Below are 19,512 nucleotides of genomic sequence, written 5' to 3'. Positions count from 1 at the left end.
TGGCCTCGCTTGCCGGACGTAAAGCGAAAGGTGCTGCCGGCCCTCTGCTCGTTGACAATGACCAGACAGAATCAAAGGGCTTGATGGGATTTGAACCTCGTCCCCGCCTTTATGACAGTCTACCCGCTTATGTTCGTAGAAATTCAATCATACGGCCATGAGCTTGGCTCTGGTGGATCACGAGAACGGGGTCAGGATCTGGCTGTTCTAAAACGAGCGCGCTTCGCTTTCGGTCGGACTGATTGGAGGATGTTGAAGTAAGCCGTACCGATCTGACAGATGGCTGTAGAATTTCGAGCGGGGTGGGCAAACCGGCGGTCGAGAATGCCGGGCCGGTCGGCGGACCAGATGTCATTGGCATCGAGGAAGGCGAGCGGTTCGCCCTGGGCGTGATCGAAGGCCGCGCGGTTGCGGGCAGCGCTCGGGCCTCCATTCGCCTGCCGCACGACGCGGGATGCGCCGGCAGCGTCTGGCAAACCACTCAACGACGATGGCTTGAAGGTCGCAGAAGATCTGATCCAGAACCGAGGTCAGCGTCTCCGCGATGGTTGCCGCAGGATTGTGGCAGGGAATGCCTACTGAAAATCCGGCCATGCTCAAGCTGCCCGAGGTGCAGAGCCGCCGTTGACAGCTTACATTACATTAATATATTAGGATTTTTAAGATTGTCTTGAGTAAGGTCAACGCGTCGTCTTGATATAGAATACCGCTCGGGGAGGGGCACAAGTCATGCGCAACAACACTAGGTTCAAGGCGACAGTCATTGTTCCGACCTACAACCGGGAGAAGATGCTCGCCAAGACCCTTCAGTCCCTTGTGGCTAGCGACATGCCGGCAGACGCGTTTGAGATCATCATTGTCGATGACGGCTCGTCGGACGCCACCTATGAACTGGTGCGCACCTTCATTGACACCGCAGATTGCCAGATCCGCTATATCTACCAAAAAGACAAGGGCTATCGCCTGGCGCGGGCGCGCAACCTCGGCCTCGAACTGGCGGAAGGCGAGGTCTGCATCCTTCTCGACTGCGGGGTGGTCGTTTCGCAAGGCTGCGTGCGCGCGCATGTCGAGGCGCATTCGTCACCGTCCGCCCTCGTCATCGGCTATGTTTTTGGCTTCAGCAATACCGGCAATGACGACGAAGCGCTCGGTCGGGCATTGGAGACTCTGGATCTCGACAATGTCGAAGCCACGCTGGAGCTATTCCGGGCCGAAGACCGGTTCGCCGACATGCGCGAACGGACCTATCGCAAATTCGGCGAAAACCTGATGGACCTGCCCGCGCCTTGGGCGATTTCATGGGGCTGCAACCTTTCGGTTCGTCGCGAAACGCTGGGCGAACGGTTCCTGTATGACGAGAACTACGCGACCTGGGGCGCCGAGGATCTGGATTTCGCCCTCGCCCTTTACCTGTCGGGCGTCGAGTTCAAGCTCAGCCGGGACGCAAGCTCGATCCATATCCCGCACGGCAAATCCCACGAGGTCAATTCGGCCTCATCGCGTCCGAACAAGATCTATCTCCATGGCAAGTTCCAGCGCATGGAGACGGAAATGCTGATCGACGTTCAGTCCTTCGACCTCAACGACGCCCTCGCCGATCAACGTCTTACGCCCTGAGGCGCGCGACCGGCGTATAAGCCTTGCGACCGGACGCCCCGTTTCGAACCTTGCGGACACATCATGCTTGTCGATGCTCATCATCATCTCTGGAACCGTGCGCGCGGCGACTATCCCTGGATGTCCAACGCTCCGGAAGTCCTGCAACGGGATTACCTCGTCTCCGACCTCGCCCCGCTTCTTTCGCGGTTCGGCATCCGTCGCACGGTTCTGGTCCAGGCGGCGCCGACGCAGGCGGAGACCGACTACCTGCTGGATATCGCCGAGAAGACCGATTTCGTGGCCGGGGTTGTCGGATGGCTTGATATGGAGGACGCGCAGTTTGCGAGCGCGCTTTCCAGATACGCCAAACGTCCAAAACTCCTGGGCCTGCGGCCGATGCTTCAGGATATCGCCGATGATGCCTGGATCGTCCGCCCGCGCGTCCTCAACGCGCTGGATGAGTTGGCGGAGAAGGACCTTACGTTCGATTTCCTCGTCCTCGCGCGCCACCTTCCGCATGTGGCGGAGGCTCTTCGCCTGGTGCCGGGCCTGCGCGCGGTAATCGACCATTTGGCCAAGCCGCCGATCGCTTCCGGTGACCTCGGCTTCTGGAAGGACGGCCTTGCCCGTCTTGCGGAATACGACACGCTCTTCTGCAAGCTTTCCGGACTGATCACCGAAGCCGACCCCAGGGCGTGGAACGTGGACGACCTCAGTCCCGCCATCGATCACGCGCTCGACGTTTTCGGCCCGCAACGCCTCATCTTCGGCAGCGACTGGCCTGTCTGCCGTCCGGCGGGAAACTACGCCGACGTGCTGGCCGCCACCATGACGGCCCTGCCCGCACATCTCGCCCGCGACCCAGGAATTTTTGGCGGCAATGCAGTCCGTTTCTACGGCCTTCCAGCCATCCCCGCCCCGAGCGGCCCCGCCCTGTCGGCGTGAAAGGTACACCCGCGCGGCGCCGCGCGTCCGTCACCTACCAGAATCATGGGTGCGACACCTGTTGGTGGAAAGCTACGCATTTACAACATCGAGAATAATACTATTATATTAGTGTTATTTGCTGAGCGCATGGTCGCGAGGCCGCCGGCCCGGAGGAGGGATACCGGCAAGCGCCGCAGGAGGAGATCGCATGCCCGCCACCCTACCCGAATCCGTCGTTCACGTGGTTCGAGACAACGCGCAACGGCTGGGGGAGAAGACCGCCTATGTGAACCTCCGGAACGGGACGGAAGAGCAAGGCCACATCAGCTACGCTCATCTTGACGATGCCTGCAGGCGCATCGGCGGCGCGCTCCAGCGGCGGCAAGCCGGCGGCGAGCGTGTGCTGCTGCTGTTCCCGCAGGGCAGCGAATTCGTCATCGGTTTTCTCGGGACCCTGTTCGGCGGCGCGATCGCCGTTCCGGCGCACACGCCGAAGCCGAACAAGCGCAGTTGGATGACATTCGAGGCGATCGTGGCGGATTGCCGGCCGCAACTGATCCTCACCTGTCGCGCGCTCTTCGACAAGATCATGACTTGGTCCCGCCCATACCCTTCGATCAGCGCGCTGGAATTCCTCTGCATCGAAGACCTGATCGAGGAGGGCGCGGCGGAAGCCTGGAACGCCGCCTTGCCGAAATCCACCGACATCGCCTTCCTGCAATATACCTCCGGTTCGACCAGCAACCCGAAGGGGGTCATGGTCAGCCACGGCAACCTGATGCACAATGCAGACCTCACAGCCCGGCATATGGGCCATGACGAAGACACCGTGATCGTGAGTTGGCTGCCGCTGTTTCACGATCTCGGCCTGATCGGTATCGTCATCCAGACCCTTTTTGTCGGCGCCACCTGCTATATGATGAGCCCGGCCTCATTCAGCGGCAATCCGGCGCTCTGGCTTCAGGCCATCAGCCGCTATCGCGCCACAACCAGCATGTCCTCTGATTTCGGGTACAGGCTCTGCGTCAAGGCGATCCGCGACGACCAGATGGACGGCGTTGATCTGCGGGCGTGGCGCAATGCGCTCAATGCTGCCGAACCGATCCACGCCTCGACGTTGCGCAGCTTCCAGGAACGCTTCGGTCCCTACGGCTTTGCCGCGGATGCCTTCTTCCCGGCCTATGGACTGGCGGAAGCGACACTGCTCAGCACCACGTCGCGGGTCGGCGAGGCGCCCGTCATCGTGTCCGTCGACAGGCGCGCCCTTGCTGCCGGCCGGTTTGCCAGGGCGCAGCAAGGCGGCGACGCCGTCGAACTGGTGAGCTCGGGCCGCCCGGCCGACGACATGGAAATCGCGATCGTCGACCCCGAGACCCTTTCACCATGCGCCGACGGCGAGATCGGCGAGGTCTGGGTTCGCGGCGGCAGCATCACATCAGGCTACTGGCAGGCGCCAGGAGAAAGCGGCAAGACATTCGGCCAGAGCCCGAGCGGTACGAACCGCTCCGGCTTCCTGCGCACCGGCGACCTCGGCGTGCTGCACGCCCGCGAGCTGTTCATTGCCGGACGGCTGAAGGATGTCATCATCCTGCGGGGACGCAACATCTATCCGCAGGATATCGAACTGACCACCAAGGATTGCCACCCGGCCTTCCGCACGGTGAACGGCGCGGCCTTCGCGATCGACACCGAAAACGGCGATGCAGTTGTGGTGGTGCACGAGGTCGAGCGCACCGCCCGCCACTCGACAGATTTCGCCGAACTCGAAAGCACCGTTCGCGAAGCGGTCTATCAGGAGCATGATATCACCCTGGCGGACGTTGTGTTCATCCCGCCCGCCTCTCTTCCCAAGACCACAAGCGGAAAGGTTCAGCGCCGCCTGACCCGCGACCTTTATCTGGCCGGCGATATCAAGCCGCTGGAGACGCAGCGCCGCTCCCGGACAGAAAGCCCCGTCAACCTGCAGGCGGGTGAACTCCAGCAAAGCCTGATGGAGGAGTTGCAAAAGCTGGTCGGAGAAAAGGCGCGGCGCGCTGAAGACAGTTTCGGCGCGATCGGCCTGGATTCGGTTCTGGCGGCGCAGTTCGTCGCGGCGCTGAACCGGAGGTTTTCGCTCTCGCTCGATCCGACCGTCATCTGGGAACATCCGACCCCTGCCCGGCTCGCCACCCATCTGGCAGCAGCCGCCGAGCCCCCGCCGCAACCGCAGCCCGCCGGCACATCGCGCCAGGACATGATCGCGAACCTAAAGGCCGCGCTCGGCGCGAACAGCCGCGAAAGCCAGAGCTGATGGCCATGACGGACGCAACCGAAGACAGACAGTCCCGCTTTGGCGCAGGCCGCGCGGAGCCGATCGCGATCATCGGCCTCGACGCGCGGGTTCCAGGCGCAGAGAGCCTCGCGCATTTCTGGCAAAATCTGGCCGCCTGTAAGGAGAGCGTCGGCCCGCCGCCCGATACCCGGCCGGAACCGTCCAGCCTGCGACCCGCCGGCTATCTTGAGGACGTTTCAGGCTTCGACGCCGACTTCTTTGCGATCTCGGAAGACGAAGCCCGCCTGATGGATCCGATCCAGCGGCTGGCGCTGGAATCGGCCTGGCACTGCGTCGAGGAAGCCGGCTGGCGGCCTGCTGACCTTGCGAAACTTGAGACCGGCGTCTTCGTCGCTACCGGAAAATCCGACTATGAGGAGTGTATGCAGAAGGCCGAGCTGGCACCCACAGGCCATCTGCCGACCGGCGTCGCCAGTGCGCTCGTCGCCAACCGGATCTCGTTCAGCCTTGGCCTTACGGGCCCCAGCATCGCGGTCGATACTGCTTGCTCCGGTGGGCTGACCGCACTGCACCTTGCCGCCCAGGCCATCCGCGCCGGCGACTGCGAGGCAGCGCTGGTCGGCGCAGTCAATGTCATCTTGAGTTCGACCCTTTCCGAGGGGCTGGCCGAAGAAGGCGCACTCAGCCCGGACGGATGTACCCGAAGCTTCGATTCCGCCGCAAACGGCTATGCCCGCGGCGAAGGCGCGGCCTTCCTGCTGTTGAAGCCGCTTCGGCGCGCAGAGGCCGATGGCGATCACATCCACGGCCTCATGCTTGGTTCGGCAATCTGTCACGGTGGCCGCGCCAACTGGCTGACCGCGCCGAACCCTGCGGCGCAGAAGGACCTGATCATCAAGGCCTGGCGACGCGCCCAAATCGCCCCCCGGTCGATAACCTATATCGAGGCCCACGGAACGGGAACGCCGCTCGGTGATCCGATCGAATTCAATGCCTTGCGCAAGGCGGACGAGGCGATGGCGGCGGAAGCCGGAGGGAGCGAAGGCGGTCCGCCCTGCCTTGTCGGTTCGCTGAAGCCCAATATCGGCCACCTCGAAGCGGTTTCCGGGCTGGCCGGCGTCATCAAGGTACTGCTGGCCATGCGCCACGGCCAAATTCCCGGACACCCGACACTCATCAACCCGAACACGATGTGCAAGACGGCCGGTACGCGGCTGCGCCTCGCAAGACAGACGCAAGCCTGGACGAGGCCAACGGATGACTCCGGCGCGCTATTGCCGCGCCGCGCCGGCGTCAGCGCCTTCGGCTTCGGCGGGGCCCTGGGCCATGTCGTACTGGAGGAACCGCCGCCGGTGAGCGCGGCATTCGCCCGCATCGGAATCGACCACGTGCTTCCCATCCTTCCGGTCTCGGCCAGATCCCAATCGGGGCTTAAGCGTTATGTTCGCGCCCTCGCCGGCTTCGCCGGCAGCGGCGATGCCCCGGCACTTTCGGACTTCCTCTACACATTCCAGTGCGGACGCGTCTGCCTGCCACAACGGATCGCCTTCCTTGCAGAGAGCTGGCCCTCGCTTAAGGAAACCCTCGACAACTGGCTCGAAGGCCGCAGCGACGCCCGCATCCTTTCATCGGGCGCGGACGCGGCCTTGCCGAGACCGGGCCATGAACTGACCGAGCTGGCGGTCGCCTTCGCAAGACAATGGATCACGGACGGAAAACCCGACTTCGCCGCGCTTTATGGCGAAAGCCGCGCCCGGCGCGTTTCGGCGCCCGTCTATCCGTTTTCCCGCAAGCCCGTCTGGTTCGAGACACCCGAAGCGCGGATGGCCCGCGAAGCCGAACCACAGCACGGGATAGCCGTGCCATCCGACGGTGTGCAACCTGGAACAGGAGAGCCCTCATGAGCTCCGCGACCCCGACCGTCACAACCCTCAAGGGTCTCGCCGCCTCAATCCTCGAAATCAGCGAAACCGGAATCGATGCCGATGAGACCATGGGCAATCTGGGCTTCGATTCGGCATCGCTCAAGCTCTTCGCCGCCCGGCTCTCCGACAGTTTCGGCCACCCCGTCGATACCATAACGCTGTTTACCTTCCCGACCCTGAACGAGCTTGCCGAACATCTCGACGAGCACCGGGCGGCGAACGATAGCCCGTCGGCCACCCCGCCTGCTGAAAAAGACCCGCGGCATCACGGCATCCACGAAGGCGACGATATTGCCATTGTCGGGATTTCATGCCGTTTGCCCGGCGCGCGCTCAAAGGAACAGTTCTGGCAAAACCAGATCGCAGCACGGAACGCCATCACGGAAATTCCGCGTCGGCGCTGGAACTGGAAGAGCATCGATGGCGACCCTTTCAGCGAGAGCGGTCGCACGGATGTCAAATGGGGGGCGTTCATCGAGGTCGAAGACCAGTTCGCGCCTGATTTCTTCGGAATTTCGCAATACGAGGCGGAATTCATGGATCCCCAGCACCGCCTGTTTCTGACCGGGGCCTGGGAAGCAATATGGGATGCCGGCCACGATCCCCGTGCGCTCGCCGGGCAATCGGTCGGCGTCTTCGCCGGCGTCCAGTTTCAGGATTACCAGAGGCTTATCGATCAGCGCGGCCTGACCAGCGCACAGGCCTGCACCGGCAATGCCCATGCCATGATTGCCAATCGCGTCTCGTTTTTGCTGGACGTCCATGGCCCGAGCGCGGCCATCGACACGGCCTGCTCCAGCAGCCTGGTCGCCATTCACAGCGCCGTGCAGGCCATACGCCGCGGCGAATGCACCATGGCTCTGGCCGGCGGGGTCAACCTGCTGCTGTCTCCCGACATGTTCATCATGGGCCGACAGCTGGGCGTCCTGTCGCCAACGGGCCAATGCCGCACCTTCGATGCCGCGGCCGACGGCTATGTGCGGGGAGAAGGCGTCGGCGTGCTGCTGCTCAAGACGCTCGCCGATGCTGAGCGCGACCAAGACCACGTCTACGCCGTGATCAAGGGCAGCGCCGTCAACCACGGCGGCAAGGCTGCGTCGCTCACCGCGCCCAACAGCCGCGCGCAGGCGAGACTGATGATCAGCGCGATGGAAGATGCGGGGCTGACGCCGAACGATATTTCCTACGTCGAAATGCACGGAACCGGCACGGAACTCGGCGACCCGATCGAGATCGAGGCGGTCAAGAGCGCCTTCCGGCAGGTTCGCGCGGACCGGCATCTGCCGCCCTCCCCCTGCACCGTCGGATCGGTCAAGACCAATATCGGCCATCTGGAGCCGGCGGCGGGCGTCGCGGGCGTCATCAACGTGGCGATGGCGATGCGGGATCGCAGGCTGCCGGGCCTCTCTAACTTCAAATCGCTCAACCCCCATATCGTTTTCGAGGACGGGCTCAGCCTTCAGGCCGAGACCGGGCCGTGGCAGGCGCCCGATGCTCCGCTTGCCGCGCTCGTGAACTCGTTCGGCTTCGGCGGCGCCAATGCATCGGTCGCGCTGGCGCAACACCTGCCGTCCGGCCGTTCACCGGCGAGCGTCGATCCCGTGTTCATTCCGCTGACGGCCTCCACCGAGACCGATCTTCTAAACCATGCGGGAGCCATCGCCGAAGCCATTCCTGCACTGAAGGTGCAAACCGGCCCGACGCACCTTCTGAAGGACATCGCCTTCACGCTGCAGCAGCGCGGAGAAAGCCGGCCGGTGCGCGTGGTCATCAAGGTTGCCGATACCGAGACCCTTATCGAACGGCTCAACGCCATCATATCGGGCGGCGCGGCAGACGACGCCATCATAGCCGACGCGGCGACCGCTCGAAGATTGTCGCTTCCCGACCACGTCGCCGTCTGGCTTGAGGGCGGGCATGCAAGCTGGCCGGCGATCGACCAGGCACGCCGCGTTTCCCTGCCAATCGTGCCATGGCCGAGCCGAAGCTGCTGGTTCGAGCCACGCCTCGAAGAGGTCGCCAGCGATTCCGAACCCGAACTCATCAGCCTGCAACCCGGCTGGCGCGCGAGGCCCGCCCAGGCGGAGCCGCGCATCTGGAGCAGCAAATGCCTGTGGGTAGTCGGCCGGAGCGAGGAACAGATTGCCGCCCATATGCCCGCCTTCGAAAGAGCATTGGCTGGAACGGCGACGGTCATCTCGTCGGTCTTCTCGGAAGAGGAACATTGCTTCCGGCCTTCGCTCGATGTCTGGCAATGCTCGGGCGCCGAACCGGAGGCGGTAATCGTGCTTCCGGCCTCGGACGCGGCGGACACGCTTCGCACCGAGCCGGAACTGGCCTTCCGCCTCGCCAGCACGCTGATGGAAGCCGCGTTCAGCCGCGAGATCGATATATTCCATGTAGCCGTCGAAGACTTTGCGCGACAGCCCGCCATAGACGCGATCACCGCCTTTGCGAAATCCGCCTTTCTCGAGAATGCGCATCTGCGGTTTCATACCCTATGCTTCGGGCCGGAGGCGGCGTCCGACTGGCAGTCGCTGACCCTTGCCGAGATCACATCCCGACCGCCTGCAGCACCGGCCTGTCTGCGCTTCAATCCGGACCGGACGACCCGCGTTCTCGGCGAGGGCGAAACGGAAGGGACACCGGCCCCGATCTGGTTCCGCGATGGCGGGATCTATCTTGTGCCCGGCGGGGCCGGCGAGCTTGGACGCCGTCTCATAGCAAGGCTCGGCCAGGATATCGACGCGACCTTCATCGCCTGCGGCCGATCGCCGGCCGAAGCCGACCAGAACACCGCGATCGCACCCCTTTCCTCCGCGATACGCGGTCGCGCGCTCTACCGGCAGTGCGACATCACCGACAGCGCCCGGACGGACGAGCTCATCGGGCAGATCCTGAAAGAACATGGAAAGATCGACGGAATCGTCAATCTGGTCACCGCCCATGACGACGCCTATATTTTCCGCAAGGACTGGGACACTTTCGCCGAGGTTTCGGCCGCGAAGGTTCAGGGTACGATCAATCTCGACCAAGCGACGGCGGCGCTCGATCTCGATTTCTTCGTGGCCTTCTCCTCGCTGGCTTCGCTCGGACTTGCCGGAGGATCGGACTATGCCTATGGCTGCGCGTTCCAGAACAGTTTCGCCGCCTGGCGCGCCGGCGAAGTCGCGGCGGGTCGCCGTTGCGGCCTGAGCAAGGCAATCTGCTGGTCGCGCTGGAAGTGGGACAAATACGTCACTCCGGAATTCGACACATGGTTTGCCTCACTGGGCTTTGCCTTCCTCGACCTTGACGTGGGCCTCCAGGCGTTCCGGTCTGCAATGGCTGAGGACACGCCGGAAACGATCATGCTCTTCGGCCGGAGCAACGAGATCTGGACTGCGCTCGACCGCGAAAACGCGCTCCTCCGGGGCCCCGCCATCGCACCGGCAAGCATGCCCGAAACCGAGACCACGAGACCTGCGGCAGAAGCCGAGAGACCGGCACAGCCGGATACCGGCGATGCGCCTCGCGCGCGTCCGGTAATTTCGGTTTCGGAACGATCCGCCCCGCTGGAAACCACACTGACCGCCATCATCGGCGACCTTCTGAAGATCGATGATCTCGACCCACAGACCCGCTTCTCTGCGATCGGTCTTGATTCCGTGATGGCGGTCCGGCTGATCGTTCTGGTCGACAAGGCACTCGGGCGGCGGCTGACCCCGAAGGAACTGCTGCGCCATCAGTCCGTTGCGGAACTCGCGGCGTTCATGGCGCAGGACGGCGCGGTTGACGCCGGCCCGAACGCTCGATCGCAGCCGGAAACCGTCGCCGACATTCTGACCGCCGAGATTGCGTCCATGCTGCGTTCAGACGAGGTCGACCGGACGGCGAGATTTGCAAGCATGGGGGTGGATTCGATCATGGCCGTCAAGCTTTCCTCGCAACTCAACCGTCTGTTCGGCGTCGCGATAACCCCGCGCTGGTTTATCCGCCACCCGACCATCGAGAGCATGGCCGCGGAGATCGAAAGCCAGAGGGCGACCCATGTCTGAGGCCGACCGACAGAGTCGGCCGCGCCCGGTCAGGCCGAACCTGCGCCGGGCCCGACGCCTTTCAGGGGCGGCAGCGGATACTGCCTGCGCCGCCAGACGGTGAGCGGTATGCCGGCCCGCGATCCGGCAAGGCGCCGCTTCCAGTCCGGAGCACCGCCGGCGAGCCAGTCGCGCAAGGTGTCGCCAGGCGGATCGCCGACGACGCTCTCCGCGCGGTCGGATGCGAGCCATGCCCGGCAGCGGGTCGCGGCCTCGGAGGGCGTCGACGCCATGATCGCCAGCCGATGCCGGCGCGCCGGGCGACCTGTGGCAAGCGTATAGGCCATATCCGCGAGCGACACGGCGGGCGCGCCTTCCAGCCAGAGAAGAAATCGTTCGACCGGGCCTGCCGTCTGCGCTGCGTCCTCGCCCGAGAACAGAAGCGGCAAGACCATCTCCGCTGCGCCGGCACGGGTGTTCGCACACGGCTCCGTCAGAACCACATGGGCGTTGCATCCGCCCAGCCCATAGGCGTGGACGGCGGCCGTGAACGGCTGCTTCCCCTCCCCGCGAAGCGCCTCCAGCGCGGTATCGGCTTGCAGGATCCGGCAGGCGTCATCGCTGAGCGCCTCGTCCTCCAGCAGGTGCCGGTGGGAGCGCGTGCCGGGCAGCACGCCATGGCGCATCGCCATCGCCACCTTGATGACCTGCGAAAGGCCGCCCGCAGCTTCCAGAAAGCCGATATTGCCCTTGACGGAACCGACCCACGTGCCGGCCGGCAGCGCATCCTGGAAGGCGAGCAGCTCGCTGACATCGCCACCACCGCCATTGCCATGCGCCTCGACGTAGCGGATCGTTTCCGGATCGATCCGATGGCGGGCATAGGTTCGGCGCATGAGATCGGCCTGAGCGGCGGCGCTCGGCCTCGTCAGACCACCCGAACGCGCGCCCTGATGATTGACGCCCGTCCCGCCGATGACCGCATAGACGAAATCCCGGTCCTCCCGCGCACGCGCCAGCGGCTTGACGATGATCGCGGCGACCCCTTCGCCCAGAACCTGACCGCCGGAGTTCCTGTCGAAAGGCATGCAATCGCCGTCAATGGCCAGAAGACCGAGATCCTGCAGCATCACCAGCCGGCTCGGCTCCAGGAGCAGACTGGCGCCGCCGACCACGGCCTGTTCGCACTCGCCGTTGCGGATCGCCTCGACGGCGCGGTGGAGCGCGACGAGCGCGCTCGAACAGGCGGTATCGACCACCTCGCTCGGCCCGTGAAGATCAAAGACGTAGGAGACCCGGTTCGGCACGATCGAATGCGCGCCACCCATTGCGAGATACATGCGCGAGATTTCATCCCAATCGCCCGCCCGCGTGTAGAACTGAAAGTCCTGATTGTACATCGCCGCGAACACGCCCGTGCTCCGTCGCGCAAAGATTTCCGGATGGTAGCCGGCATCCTCGATCGCCAGCCACACCTCTTCCAGCAACAGCCGCTGGTGCGGATCCATGGTTTCGGCCTCACGCGGCGACAGGCGGAAAAGCGCGTTGTCAAAACCGAAAACATCGTCGAGCACGCCCATCCGGCGCACGGCAACCGCGTCATCGGCGCACCACGACCAGCGCTCACGCGGGGGCGGAGCGAACAGGTCTATCCCACCCAGCAGCGACTGATAATAGGCTTCGCACCCTCTGCTGCCGGGAAACCGGCAGGACATGCCGACGATCGCCATCCCTTCCGCGTTTTCATACGGGGATGCGGCTTTACTGATATCCGGCATCGGCTGGTTCAAAACTCTGCTTGAGTTGGGCGAGATAGGGAAGATTTGCGCGGATGTCGCTCAACGAGGGACCGTAATCCAGAAGACAGGCGATCTCGTGGACGCCGGCCCGCTCCGCTTCCAGCGCGAACCGGCGCGCCTGATCAACAGTGCCGAACAATGCCGCCGTTTCGAAATAGCGCTCGAACGAGTACTCCGCCATCTCGTCGATCTCTTCATCGGAAAGGCTGCGGCCGGCATCGACCGCGCCACCCTGGAGATGGCTGAGCAGGCTGGTTCGGATGTATTGCAGGAACGGCTCGCGCACGGCGTTATGGACGCTTTCCGGGTCTTCATGCACATAGGTATGCAGCATCAGCGATACCGTGCCGCCGTCCGGATCGAGGCCGGCAGAGGCCCGCCCCGCCCTGTAAAGTCTGGTTTTTTCCGCCAGTTGCTCCAGCGAAATCCCGGCGAGCATGGTCAGCACGTTCATGCCCATTTCGCCGGCCATGCGAAAGGTTTCGGGCTGTTTCGTCGCCGTCAGCCAGAGATCGGGCTCCGGCTGCACCGGTCGCGGATGGGTGGTGATCTGAATATCCTTGCCAGCGCCGTTGCGATAGGTCTGCGGCCTACCGGCCCACAGGGCGCGAATTTCCGCGACACGCGCGAGCCATATGCCGCGCAGATCGCCATAGGCCTCCGGGGCGAGCACGAAGTCATTGACGTTCCAGCCGCTGGCAAGCGCGAGATCGACTCGGCCGTGTGACATGTTGTCGACCATCGACCAAGACTCGACGATGCTGGCCGGATGATGCAAAGGCACGACGATGCTGCCGGCCCTGAGGCGGATTTTCTTCGTGATCGCGGCAAGATAGGCCGCCATCACGGCCGGGTCGGGGTAGATTCCGCCCATGGTGTGGAAATGTCGTTCGGGAACCCAGACCGCCTCGAAACCGTGATCGTCGCCAAATCGCGCGAATTCGGAGATTGCGCCATAGGCTCCGCCGGCATCATCCGGGTAGGAATTGGAAAAGAAGATAAGGCTGAATTTCATCGTTGCCCTCCAGCGGAGTTGCGCAATCGATCGTCAGGTCTCCCAATCGCATGGGAGTCGCCCCAGGAAAGGGGAAAACCGACCCGGATTGATCCGGGCCGGCAGTCATTGTCAGAACGCCGGCTCGACGGAATCGACGTTGTCGATCGTGACCACGGTCAGGGGAATGGGCAGGCGATCCGCGACATCCTCGCCGTTGAGGATCTTGCCGACGGTTTCGGCCGCCAGACGGCCATCTTCGGCCGGCGACTGGACGATTGTTGCGTACATGTCGCCGCCGCGGATGGATTCGAAGGCGTCCTTCTGGCCGTTGATGCCGACGATCGGCGGCATGTCCTGCGACGGTTTCGCTTCCTTCCAGGCATCGATGAAGCCGCGGGCCATGGTATCGTCATTGGCGTAAACGCCCTGGATCTTGTCGCCGAAACGGGTGATCAGGTCGCGGCTCATCACCAGCGCCTTCTGCTGGTCGAAGTCAGCATTCACAGTATCGAGTACCTCGATATTGGAGCCGATCTCGGCAAGGCGATCGGTGAAGCCGCCGACACGGCCAATCGTCGTGCCGTTGCCGGCCTGGCCGGCGATCACGACAACCGAGCCCTCTCCGCCCAGCGCCTCGTTGAGCGCATCGGCAGCCATTTCACCTTCCTCGTAAACGTCGGGGCCGGTGAAGGATTTGAGGAACGGCTTTGCTTCGTCGCTCATCGGCGAATTGATGATGATGGCCGGGATCTTGGCCTGCTGCGCGCGGGCGAGACCCGGAATATAGGCCTGTGGATCAAGCGGCCACAGAATGATGGCGTCGACCCCGCGGGCCACGCAGGTGTTCAGCTGCTCCGTGCCCTTCTGAACGTCGAAGTCCTGGCTCAGGCTCAGGATTTCCAGGCCCTGTTCCTTGGCGCTTGCGAGCAGCGCCTCGTTTGCCGGCGTTGCATAAGCGTGCGAATCCGCAGCGTTTACATAACAGACGGTCTTGGCGTGTGCGAAGCCGGCCGAGACCATCAATCCCGCAACGGCCAAACCCAAAATCGTTTTCTTCCCAGTCATGCGTTTCCTCCTTCAGTGATAAACTTGCCTTCGATAACCGGCGCAGCGGCGCGCCTTATGCTCACGGTACGGTCCAGCACGACCAGCAGGATCAGGATGCAACCTGAAACGACCTGCTGGATGTAGGCGGGCACCGACTGGAACTCCATTGCGATCGTCAGTGCTCCGATGGTCAGCACCCCGCCAAGCGTGCCGAGCGCCGACCCCTTGCCGCCCTCGAGCCTCGTGCCGCCAACGACGACCGCCGCGATCACCACGACAATGAGCTCCGAGCCGAACACCGGAGAGCCGGTATTGGTCACAAGGCTTTGCAGCACGCCCGCGACCCCGGCCATGGCGCCGGCGAAGACGAAACTCATGAAGATGATGCGCCCGGAAGCGATGCCGCTCTCCTTCGCCGCCACGGCATTGGAGCCGACCGCAAAGACATTGCGCCCGGGAATGGTGCGGGTCAGCCAGAAATGGAGAACCAGAATGGCGAGCAGGAACAATGCGCTGCGGATGGTGAAGATGTCGAAATAGAGCTGCGACATCTTCAGCGAAAACATGATGTCGATGCCGCTGACCGGCTGGCTGTCGGTGAGCCAGTGCGCAACCGAACGGAAGATCAGCATGGTTGCGAGCGTCAGCACAAGCGCGTTGACTTTCAGCCCGACCACCAGAAGCCCGTTGATCGCGCCGCAGAGCATGCCGACCACGATCCCCACCACCGCGGCGGGTAGAATGCCCAGTTGCGGCTGCAGCATGACCGAGACGATGCCGGACAGGGCGAACACGGACCCGGCTGAAAGATCGATCTGGCCGGCGATCAGCAGCACCGTTAGTCCGAGCGCGATCAGGCCGACGGTCGCGGCGCGGTCGAAGCCGAGGCTGAGCGTCGTCAGGTTGAGAAACCCCGGAACGACGAGCGCGGACACCAGAAGCGTCAGACCAAGAATGATGGCGACCCGGTATTGAAGGGCCAGTGCAAGCATGCGCATCAGACGCCTCCTCTTCTGCGCAACGCGGCATCCATGCCGACGGCGCCCGCGATAAGAATGCCGAGAACGAAGCCCTGAACCGGCGTGCGCACGCCCTCAAGCACCATGACATTGGTCAGCAATTGCACGAAGACGAGGCCGGCGATCGCGCGCGGAACCGAACCGAATCCGCCCATGATGGAAACCCCGCCGACCACGACGGCCGTGATCGCGCTGAACTCATAGCCGGTGCCCACCAGCGGCCGCGCGCTTTGCAGCGTCAAGCCGAGAAGGCCGCCGCTGATGCCTGCAGCGATGCCGGTGATGACGAAGGCTCCCGCCTTGACCGCGCGCACGGGAACCGCGCTTGCCCTGGCTGCCGAGTAATTGCCGCCGGTTGCCGTGGTCCAGCGCCCCCAATAGGAACGGGACAGGATGAGATGGCCAACCACTGCAATGACTGCAAAGATGATGACCACGACCGGTATGCCGAACAAACGGCCCTTCACCAGTTCGGCTGAAGCCGGATTGGTGCCATAGACGATGACGCCGCCGACCGCCGCCTGGACGATACCGAGACCCACCGTGCCAACCCCGAGCGTCGCTATGATGGGATTGATGCCGGCATAGCCGACCAACGCTCCGTTGAGAGAGCCGATGACGCCCGCAAGCGCGATCGCCACGACGAAGGCCGGAACCGGCCCGATCATTGGCTGCAGCCCGAGCGACAGGATGGCCCCGCAGGCAATCGTCGCCGGTACCGAAAGATCGGCAAGCCCGCCGACGACGAGCACAAATGTCATGCCGACCACGACAATGCCCACGATCGACATTGATGTCAGGACATTGACGAAATTGCCCGTGGAAAAGAATGCGGGGCTGGCGAAGGAGCCGTAAAGGATCACTGCCAGAATTGCGAACAGCAGCCCGGCGCGCGAGGCAATCTCGACAAGCCAGTGGGCGCGTGTAAATCGTTCTGTCTTTTTCATGCTGCCGGCGGTCAGATCGCTCATGCCGCCTCCTCGTACGTCGCCAGTGTCATGATCCGCTCCTCGCTCAATTCTTCCCTGAGGAGCGGCGCCGATGCGCGCCCGCCCCGCATGACCACGACGCGGTCGCACACGCCCATGACTTCAGGAAGTTCTGAGGAGATCATCACCACCGCCATGCCTTCTGCGACAAGCCTGCCGATGATGTTGTGAATTTCCGCCTTGGCGCCGACATCAACGCCGCGCGTCGGCTCATCCAGAATCAGCACGCTGGGCTTTGCCGCCAGCCATTTCGCGATAACCGCCTTTTGCTGATTGCCGCCGGAAAGCAGGTTGATGCGTCGTTCCCCGTCAGGCGGCGAGATGGCAAACTGCCTCACATACTCACTGGCCAGTGCACGGTCCGCGCTGCGGCTGATGCGACCGATCCGGCTGAGCTTCCTCAAGACCGGAAGGCTGATGTTCTCCCGGATGCACATTTCGGGAATGATGCCGTCGCCCTTGCGGTCTTCCGGCACATAGGCAATGCCGGCGCGCACCGCATCGGCCGGCGTCTCGATCGAAAGCGGCCGGCCGTTCAGCGTCACCGTACCCTCGACAAGGCGAGAGAGACCGAAGATCGCTTGAGCCAGTTCCGTCCGCCCGGCGCCGACAAGCCCCGTCAGGCCAAGAATTTCACCGGCCCGCACCTCGAAGCTGACATCGTGGAAATGGGCGCCGTCGCCGATCTTCTCGACGCTGAGAACCGGTGCGCCGATGGTTGCCGGGCTTTTTGGAAACACATTGCCCACCTCGCGACCGACCATCAGGCGGATCATTTCGCTGGCGGTGATACCAGAGATCGGTCGCGTCTCGATCATGGCGCCGTCGCGCAGAACGGTCACCTCGTCGGCGATCTGCAGGACTTCCTTGACACGGTGGCTGATATAAACGATCGCGATGCCGTCGTCGCGCATCTTGCGCAGGATCCTGAACAGCGCCGCCGTTTCGTGTTCGCTCAGACTGGACGTCGGCTCGTCCAGAACGATGATGCGCGGGTTTGCGGCATAGGCCTTGGCGATTTCGACAAGCTGCTGCTGGCTGATCGACAGATCGCCCAAGCGATCGCGCGGGTTCACGATGGCGCCAAGCTCGGCCAGGATCGCCTCTGTGCGGGAGACCAACTCGCTGCGGCGCAAATAGCCCCAACGGCCAGGCATGCGCCCAAGAAACACGTTTTCCGCCACGCTGAGATCCGGCACCAGATTGATCTCCTGGTGGACCATGCGAATGCCGAGCGCCTGCGCATCGGCCGGACGGCGCATCCGCACCTCCTTGTCGGCGACGCGGATCGTGCCGCTGGTGGGCGCGTAGGATCCGTTCAGGACCTTCATCAGCGTGGACTTGCCCGCGCCGTTCTCTCCGACGACAGCGTGCACAGTGCCGAACTTAACCCTGAAATTGACATTGGAGAGCGCCTTGACGCCAGGAAACGTCTTAGTGATGCCCCTCATGTCCAGCGCGAAATGAGCTTCGGTCATATCGGCCTGCTTCCTCCTCCGGAAAGGGACATCGCCTCCAAACAATGCCCGTCTCCACGTTATGTTAGTATAACAGCTTATTCAAGCGTGATCTCTCTCACCCGAAGCCCGGTTTCGCCTTAAAACGATGGCGGTCAAGCAATTACGAGAAGCTAACCCTGTACCCTATTACACTAATATAATAGCGCTGACAAGCAGACTTGAAAGACATTCTGCCGAAAAGCCGAAGCCCCGCCGAGACCGCGTGTTTGACAGTCCAGATAATATTTGACATGCCGGTAAGTGTTTGACATGCTAATATAATAATGGCCGTAGGCGCGCCGCAAACTGGAACGAACCTATGGAATTCGATCCCTCGACTTTGAACCGATCCCTGCCTTTGAGGGACCAGATATACCAGATGATCCGCACCATGATCGTGGGCGGAAAGCTGAAGCCGGGCGAGCCGATCAACGAGATCGCGATTGCCGAAGCGCTCGGCGTATCGCGCACACCGGTGCGCGAGGCCGTGAAGCGGATCAGCGATGAAGGGATGGTGAAGATCCTCGCCCAGACCGGCACCTATGTCGCGCCGATCAGTCGCAAGGACCTGGAAGAGGCCTATGTGATCCGCCGCGCGCTCGAGATGGAAAGCGCGCGCCACGCCGCGGCCAATTTCACGCCCGCCACCGCCGAACTGCTGGAAGACAACATCGCCGCCCACCGGCTGGCGATTTCCCGCGGCCGATATGCCAACGCTATCCAGCTCGACGATGTTTTTCACCGCACCATAGCCGAAATCAGCGGTTTCCCGTCAATCTGGCGCGCGGTTGATATTTCCAAGGCCCAGATGGACCGGGGCCGCTATCTGGCGATCCCGAGACCGGGATATGGCGCCCAGACGATCGAGCAGCACGAGGCCATTCTGGAGGCGCTCTCCCGTAACGATGGGGAGGGCGCGGCGCGCGCCATGGAAAGCCACCTCAACACATCGCTCCTCAACACGCTGGAAGTCGCGGGCGATCTTACCGACTGATTCCTGTAGCGAAGAGGTGCGACCGCATGCAAAGAATGGCTCACTGCATCGGCGTGAAACCCGAGGCGATCGCGGAATACAAGCGCGTTCACGCCGTCGTCTGGCCGGAAATTCTCGACCTGCTCGGCAAGGCCAATATCCGCAATTATTCGATCTTCCTGCGCGAGCCTGAGAACCTTCTGTTCGCCTACTGGGAATATCATGGCAACGACTTCGCTGCGGATGCGGCCCGAATGGCCGAATCGCCCGCCATGAAGAAATGGTGGGAACTGTGCGACCCGATGCAGGCGCCGCTTGCTACCCGCGCCTCCGGCGAGTGGTGGGCGTCCATGGAAGAAGTCTTCCACCTCCCCTGAACCGATCCAGCCACGCAGGCTTTCGGCGGCCGGACTGAAACGTCACCCGCCGCTAAAGGCGCAAAAACAAACA

The 19,512-nt window shown here is 63.2% G+C and carries 13 protein-coding genes; 7 read left to right on the top strand and 6 right to left on the bottom strand.

Annotated elements, in window-relative coordinates; all coding sequences use genetic code 11:
• The first annotated feature begins 729 nt into the window (after positions 1-729).
• The 5 genes from V6767_RS04070 (at position 730) to V6767_RS04050 (ending at position 10,760) form a co-directional block, all read left to right on the top strand.
• Positions 730-1,617: a glycosyltransferase gene (locus V6767_RS04070; protein WP_448472267.1), complete on the top strand. Its 888-nt coding sequence runs from the start codon at positions 730-732 to the stop codon at positions 1,615-1,617.
• Positions 1,618-1,680: 63 nt separating this feature from the next.
• A complete protein-coding gene (locus tag V6767_RS04065) occupies positions 1,681-2,544 on the top strand; it encodes an amidohydrolase family protein (protein WP_448472266.1) in 864 nt (287 codons plus the stop codon).
• A 190-nt stretch (positions 2,545-2,734) separates the two neighbouring features.
• Positions 2,735-4,816 (top strand): AMP-binding protein, encoded by a 2,082-nt coding sequence (locus V6767_RS04060; protein ID WP_448472265.1) that lies wholly within the window; start codon positions 2,735-2,737, stop codon positions 4,814-4,816.
• Between the two features lie 5 nt (positions 4,817-4,821).
• Positions 4,822-6,702 carry a beta-ketoacyl synthase N-terminal-like domain-containing protein gene (locus tag V6767_RS04055; RefSeq protein WP_448472264.1) on the top strand — a complete coding sequence of 627 codons (1,881 nt, stop codon included), beginning with the start codon at positions 4,822-4,824 and terminating at the stop codon, positions 6,700-6,702.
• Positions 6,699-10,760: an SDR family NAD(P)-dependent oxidoreductase gene (locus V6767_RS04050; RefSeq protein ID WP_448472263.1), complete on the top strand. Its 4,062-nt coding sequence runs from the start codon at positions 6,699-6,701 to the stop codon at positions 10,758-10,760. Before V6767_RS04055 ends, V6767_RS04050 begins: the two co-directional genes overlap by 4 nt.
• 29 nt (positions 10,761-10,789) lie before the next feature.
• Here the strand turns inward: V6767_RS04050 and V6767_RS04045 are convergent, their stop codons facing one another.
• The 6 genes from V6767_RS04045 to V6767_RS04020 form a co-directional block, all read right to left on the bottom strand.
• Positions 10,790-12,469: a beta-ketoacyl synthase N-terminal-like domain-containing protein gene (locus V6767_RS04045; RefSeq protein WP_448472262.1), complete on the bottom strand. Its 1,680-nt coding sequence runs from the start codon at positions 12,467-12,469 to the stop codon at positions 10,790-10,792.
• Positions 12,470-12,500: 31 nt separating this feature from the next.
• Entirely contained in the window at positions 12,501-13,553 is a 1,053-nt protein-coding gene (locus V6767_RS04040) for a MupA/Atu3671 family FMN-dependent luciferase-like monooxygenase (protein WP_448472261.1), read from the bottom strand.
• Positions 13,554-13,664: 111 nt separating this feature from the next.
• The gene (locus tag V6767_RS04035) at positions 13,665-14,600 is read right to left on the bottom strand and encodes a sugar ABC transporter substrate-binding protein (RefSeq protein ID WP_448472260.1); all 936 of its coding nucleotides are present in this window, start codon (positions 14,598-14,600) and stop codon (positions 13,665-13,667) included.
• The gene (locus V6767_RS04030) at positions 14,597-15,580 is read right to left on the bottom strand and encodes an ABC transporter permease (RefSeq protein ID WP_448472259.1); all 984 of its coding nucleotides are present in this window, start codon (positions 15,578-15,580) and stop codon (positions 14,597-14,599) included. The genes V6767_RS04035 and V6767_RS04030 overlap by 4 nt, the downstream gene beginning before the upstream one ends.
• Positions 15,580-16,572 carry an ABC transporter permease gene (locus tag V6767_RS04025; protein ID WP_448472258.1) on the bottom strand — a complete coding sequence of 331 codons (993 nt, stop codon included), beginning with the start codon at positions 16,570-16,572 and terminating at the stop codon, positions 15,580-15,582. Before V6767_RS04025 ends, V6767_RS04030 begins: the two co-directional genes overlap by 1 nt.
• Positions 16,569-18,068, bottom strand: coding sequence for a sugar ABC transporter ATP-binding protein (locus V6767_RS04020; RefSeq protein ID WP_448472257.1), 1,500 nt, complete (start codon positions 18,066-18,068; stop codon positions 16,569-16,571). Before V6767_RS04020 ends, V6767_RS04025 begins: the two co-directional genes overlap by 4 nt.
• A 340-nt stretch (positions 18,069-18,408) precedes the next feature.
• Here V6767_RS04020 and V6767_RS04015 point away from each other — a divergent pair, with 340 nt between their 5' ends.
• Positions 18,409-19,083: a GntR family transcriptional regulator gene (locus tag V6767_RS04015; RefSeq protein WP_448472256.1), complete on the top strand. Its 675-nt coding sequence runs from the start codon at positions 18,409-18,411 to the stop codon at positions 19,081-19,083.
• A gap of 26 nt (positions 19,084-19,109) precedes the next feature.
• Complete coding sequence (locus tag V6767_RS04010; RefSeq protein WP_448472255.1) at positions 19,110-19,439, top strand: L-rhamnose mutarotase; 330 nt, start codon at positions 19,110-19,112, stop codon at positions 19,437-19,439.
• The last annotated feature ends 73 nt before the right edge of the window (positions 19,440-19,512 follow it).

This window comes from Martelella sp. FLE1502 (assembly GCF_053484255.1).
The sequence above is the reverse complement of the archived record's forward strand: the minus strand, read 5'-3'. Positions and strand labels throughout refer to the sequence as shown.

Coding starts and splice junctions, on each gene's coding strand:
- V6767_RS04070 (WP_448472267.1), top strand. CDS start 730: ATGCGCAACAACACTAGGTTCAAGGCGACAGTCATTGTTCCGACCTAC.
- V6767_RS04065 (WP_448472266.1), top strand. CDS start 1,681: ATGCTTGTCGATGCTCATCATCATCTCTGGAACCGTGCGCGCGGCGAC.
- V6767_RS04060 (WP_448472265.1), top strand. CDS start 2,735: ATGCCCGCCACCCTACCCGAATCCGTCGTTCACGTGGTTCGAGACAAC.
- V6767_RS04055 (WP_448472264.1), top strand. CDS start 4,822: ATGACGGACGCAACCGAAGACAGACAGTCCCGCTTTGGCGCAGGCCGC.
- V6767_RS04050 (WP_448472263.1), top strand. CDS start 6,699: ATGAGCTCCGCGACCCCGACCGTCACAACCCTCAAGGGTCTCGCCGCC.
- V6767_RS04045 (WP_448472262.1), bottom strand. CDS start 12,469: ATGGCGATCGTCGGCATGTCCTGCCGGTTTCCCGGCAGCAGAGGGTGC.
- V6767_RS04040 (WP_448472261.1), bottom strand. CDS start 13,553: ATGAAATTCAGCCTTATCTTCTTTTCCAATTCCTACCCGGATGATGCC.
- V6767_RS04035 (WP_448472260.1), bottom strand. CDS start 14,600: ATGACTGGGAAGAAAACGATTTTGGGTTTGGCCGTTGCGGGATTGATG.
- V6767_RS04030 (WP_448472259.1), bottom strand. CDS start 15,580: ATGCGCATGCTTGCACTGGCCCTTCAATACCGGGTCGCCATCATTCTT.
- V6767_RS04025 (WP_448472258.1), bottom strand. CDS start 16,572: ATGAGCGATCTGACCGCCGGCAGCATGAAAAAGACAGAACGATTTACA.
- V6767_RS04020 (WP_448472257.1), bottom strand. CDS start 18,068: ATGACCGAAGCTCATTTCGCGCTGGACATGAGGGGCATCACTAAGACG.
- V6767_RS04015 (WP_448472256.1), top strand. CDS start 18,409: ATGGAATTCGATCCCTCGACTTTGAACCGATCCCTGCCTTTGAGGGAC.
- V6767_RS04010 (WP_448472255.1), top strand. CDS start 19,110: ATGCAAAGAATGGCTCACTGCATCGGCGTGAAACCCGAGGCGATCGCG.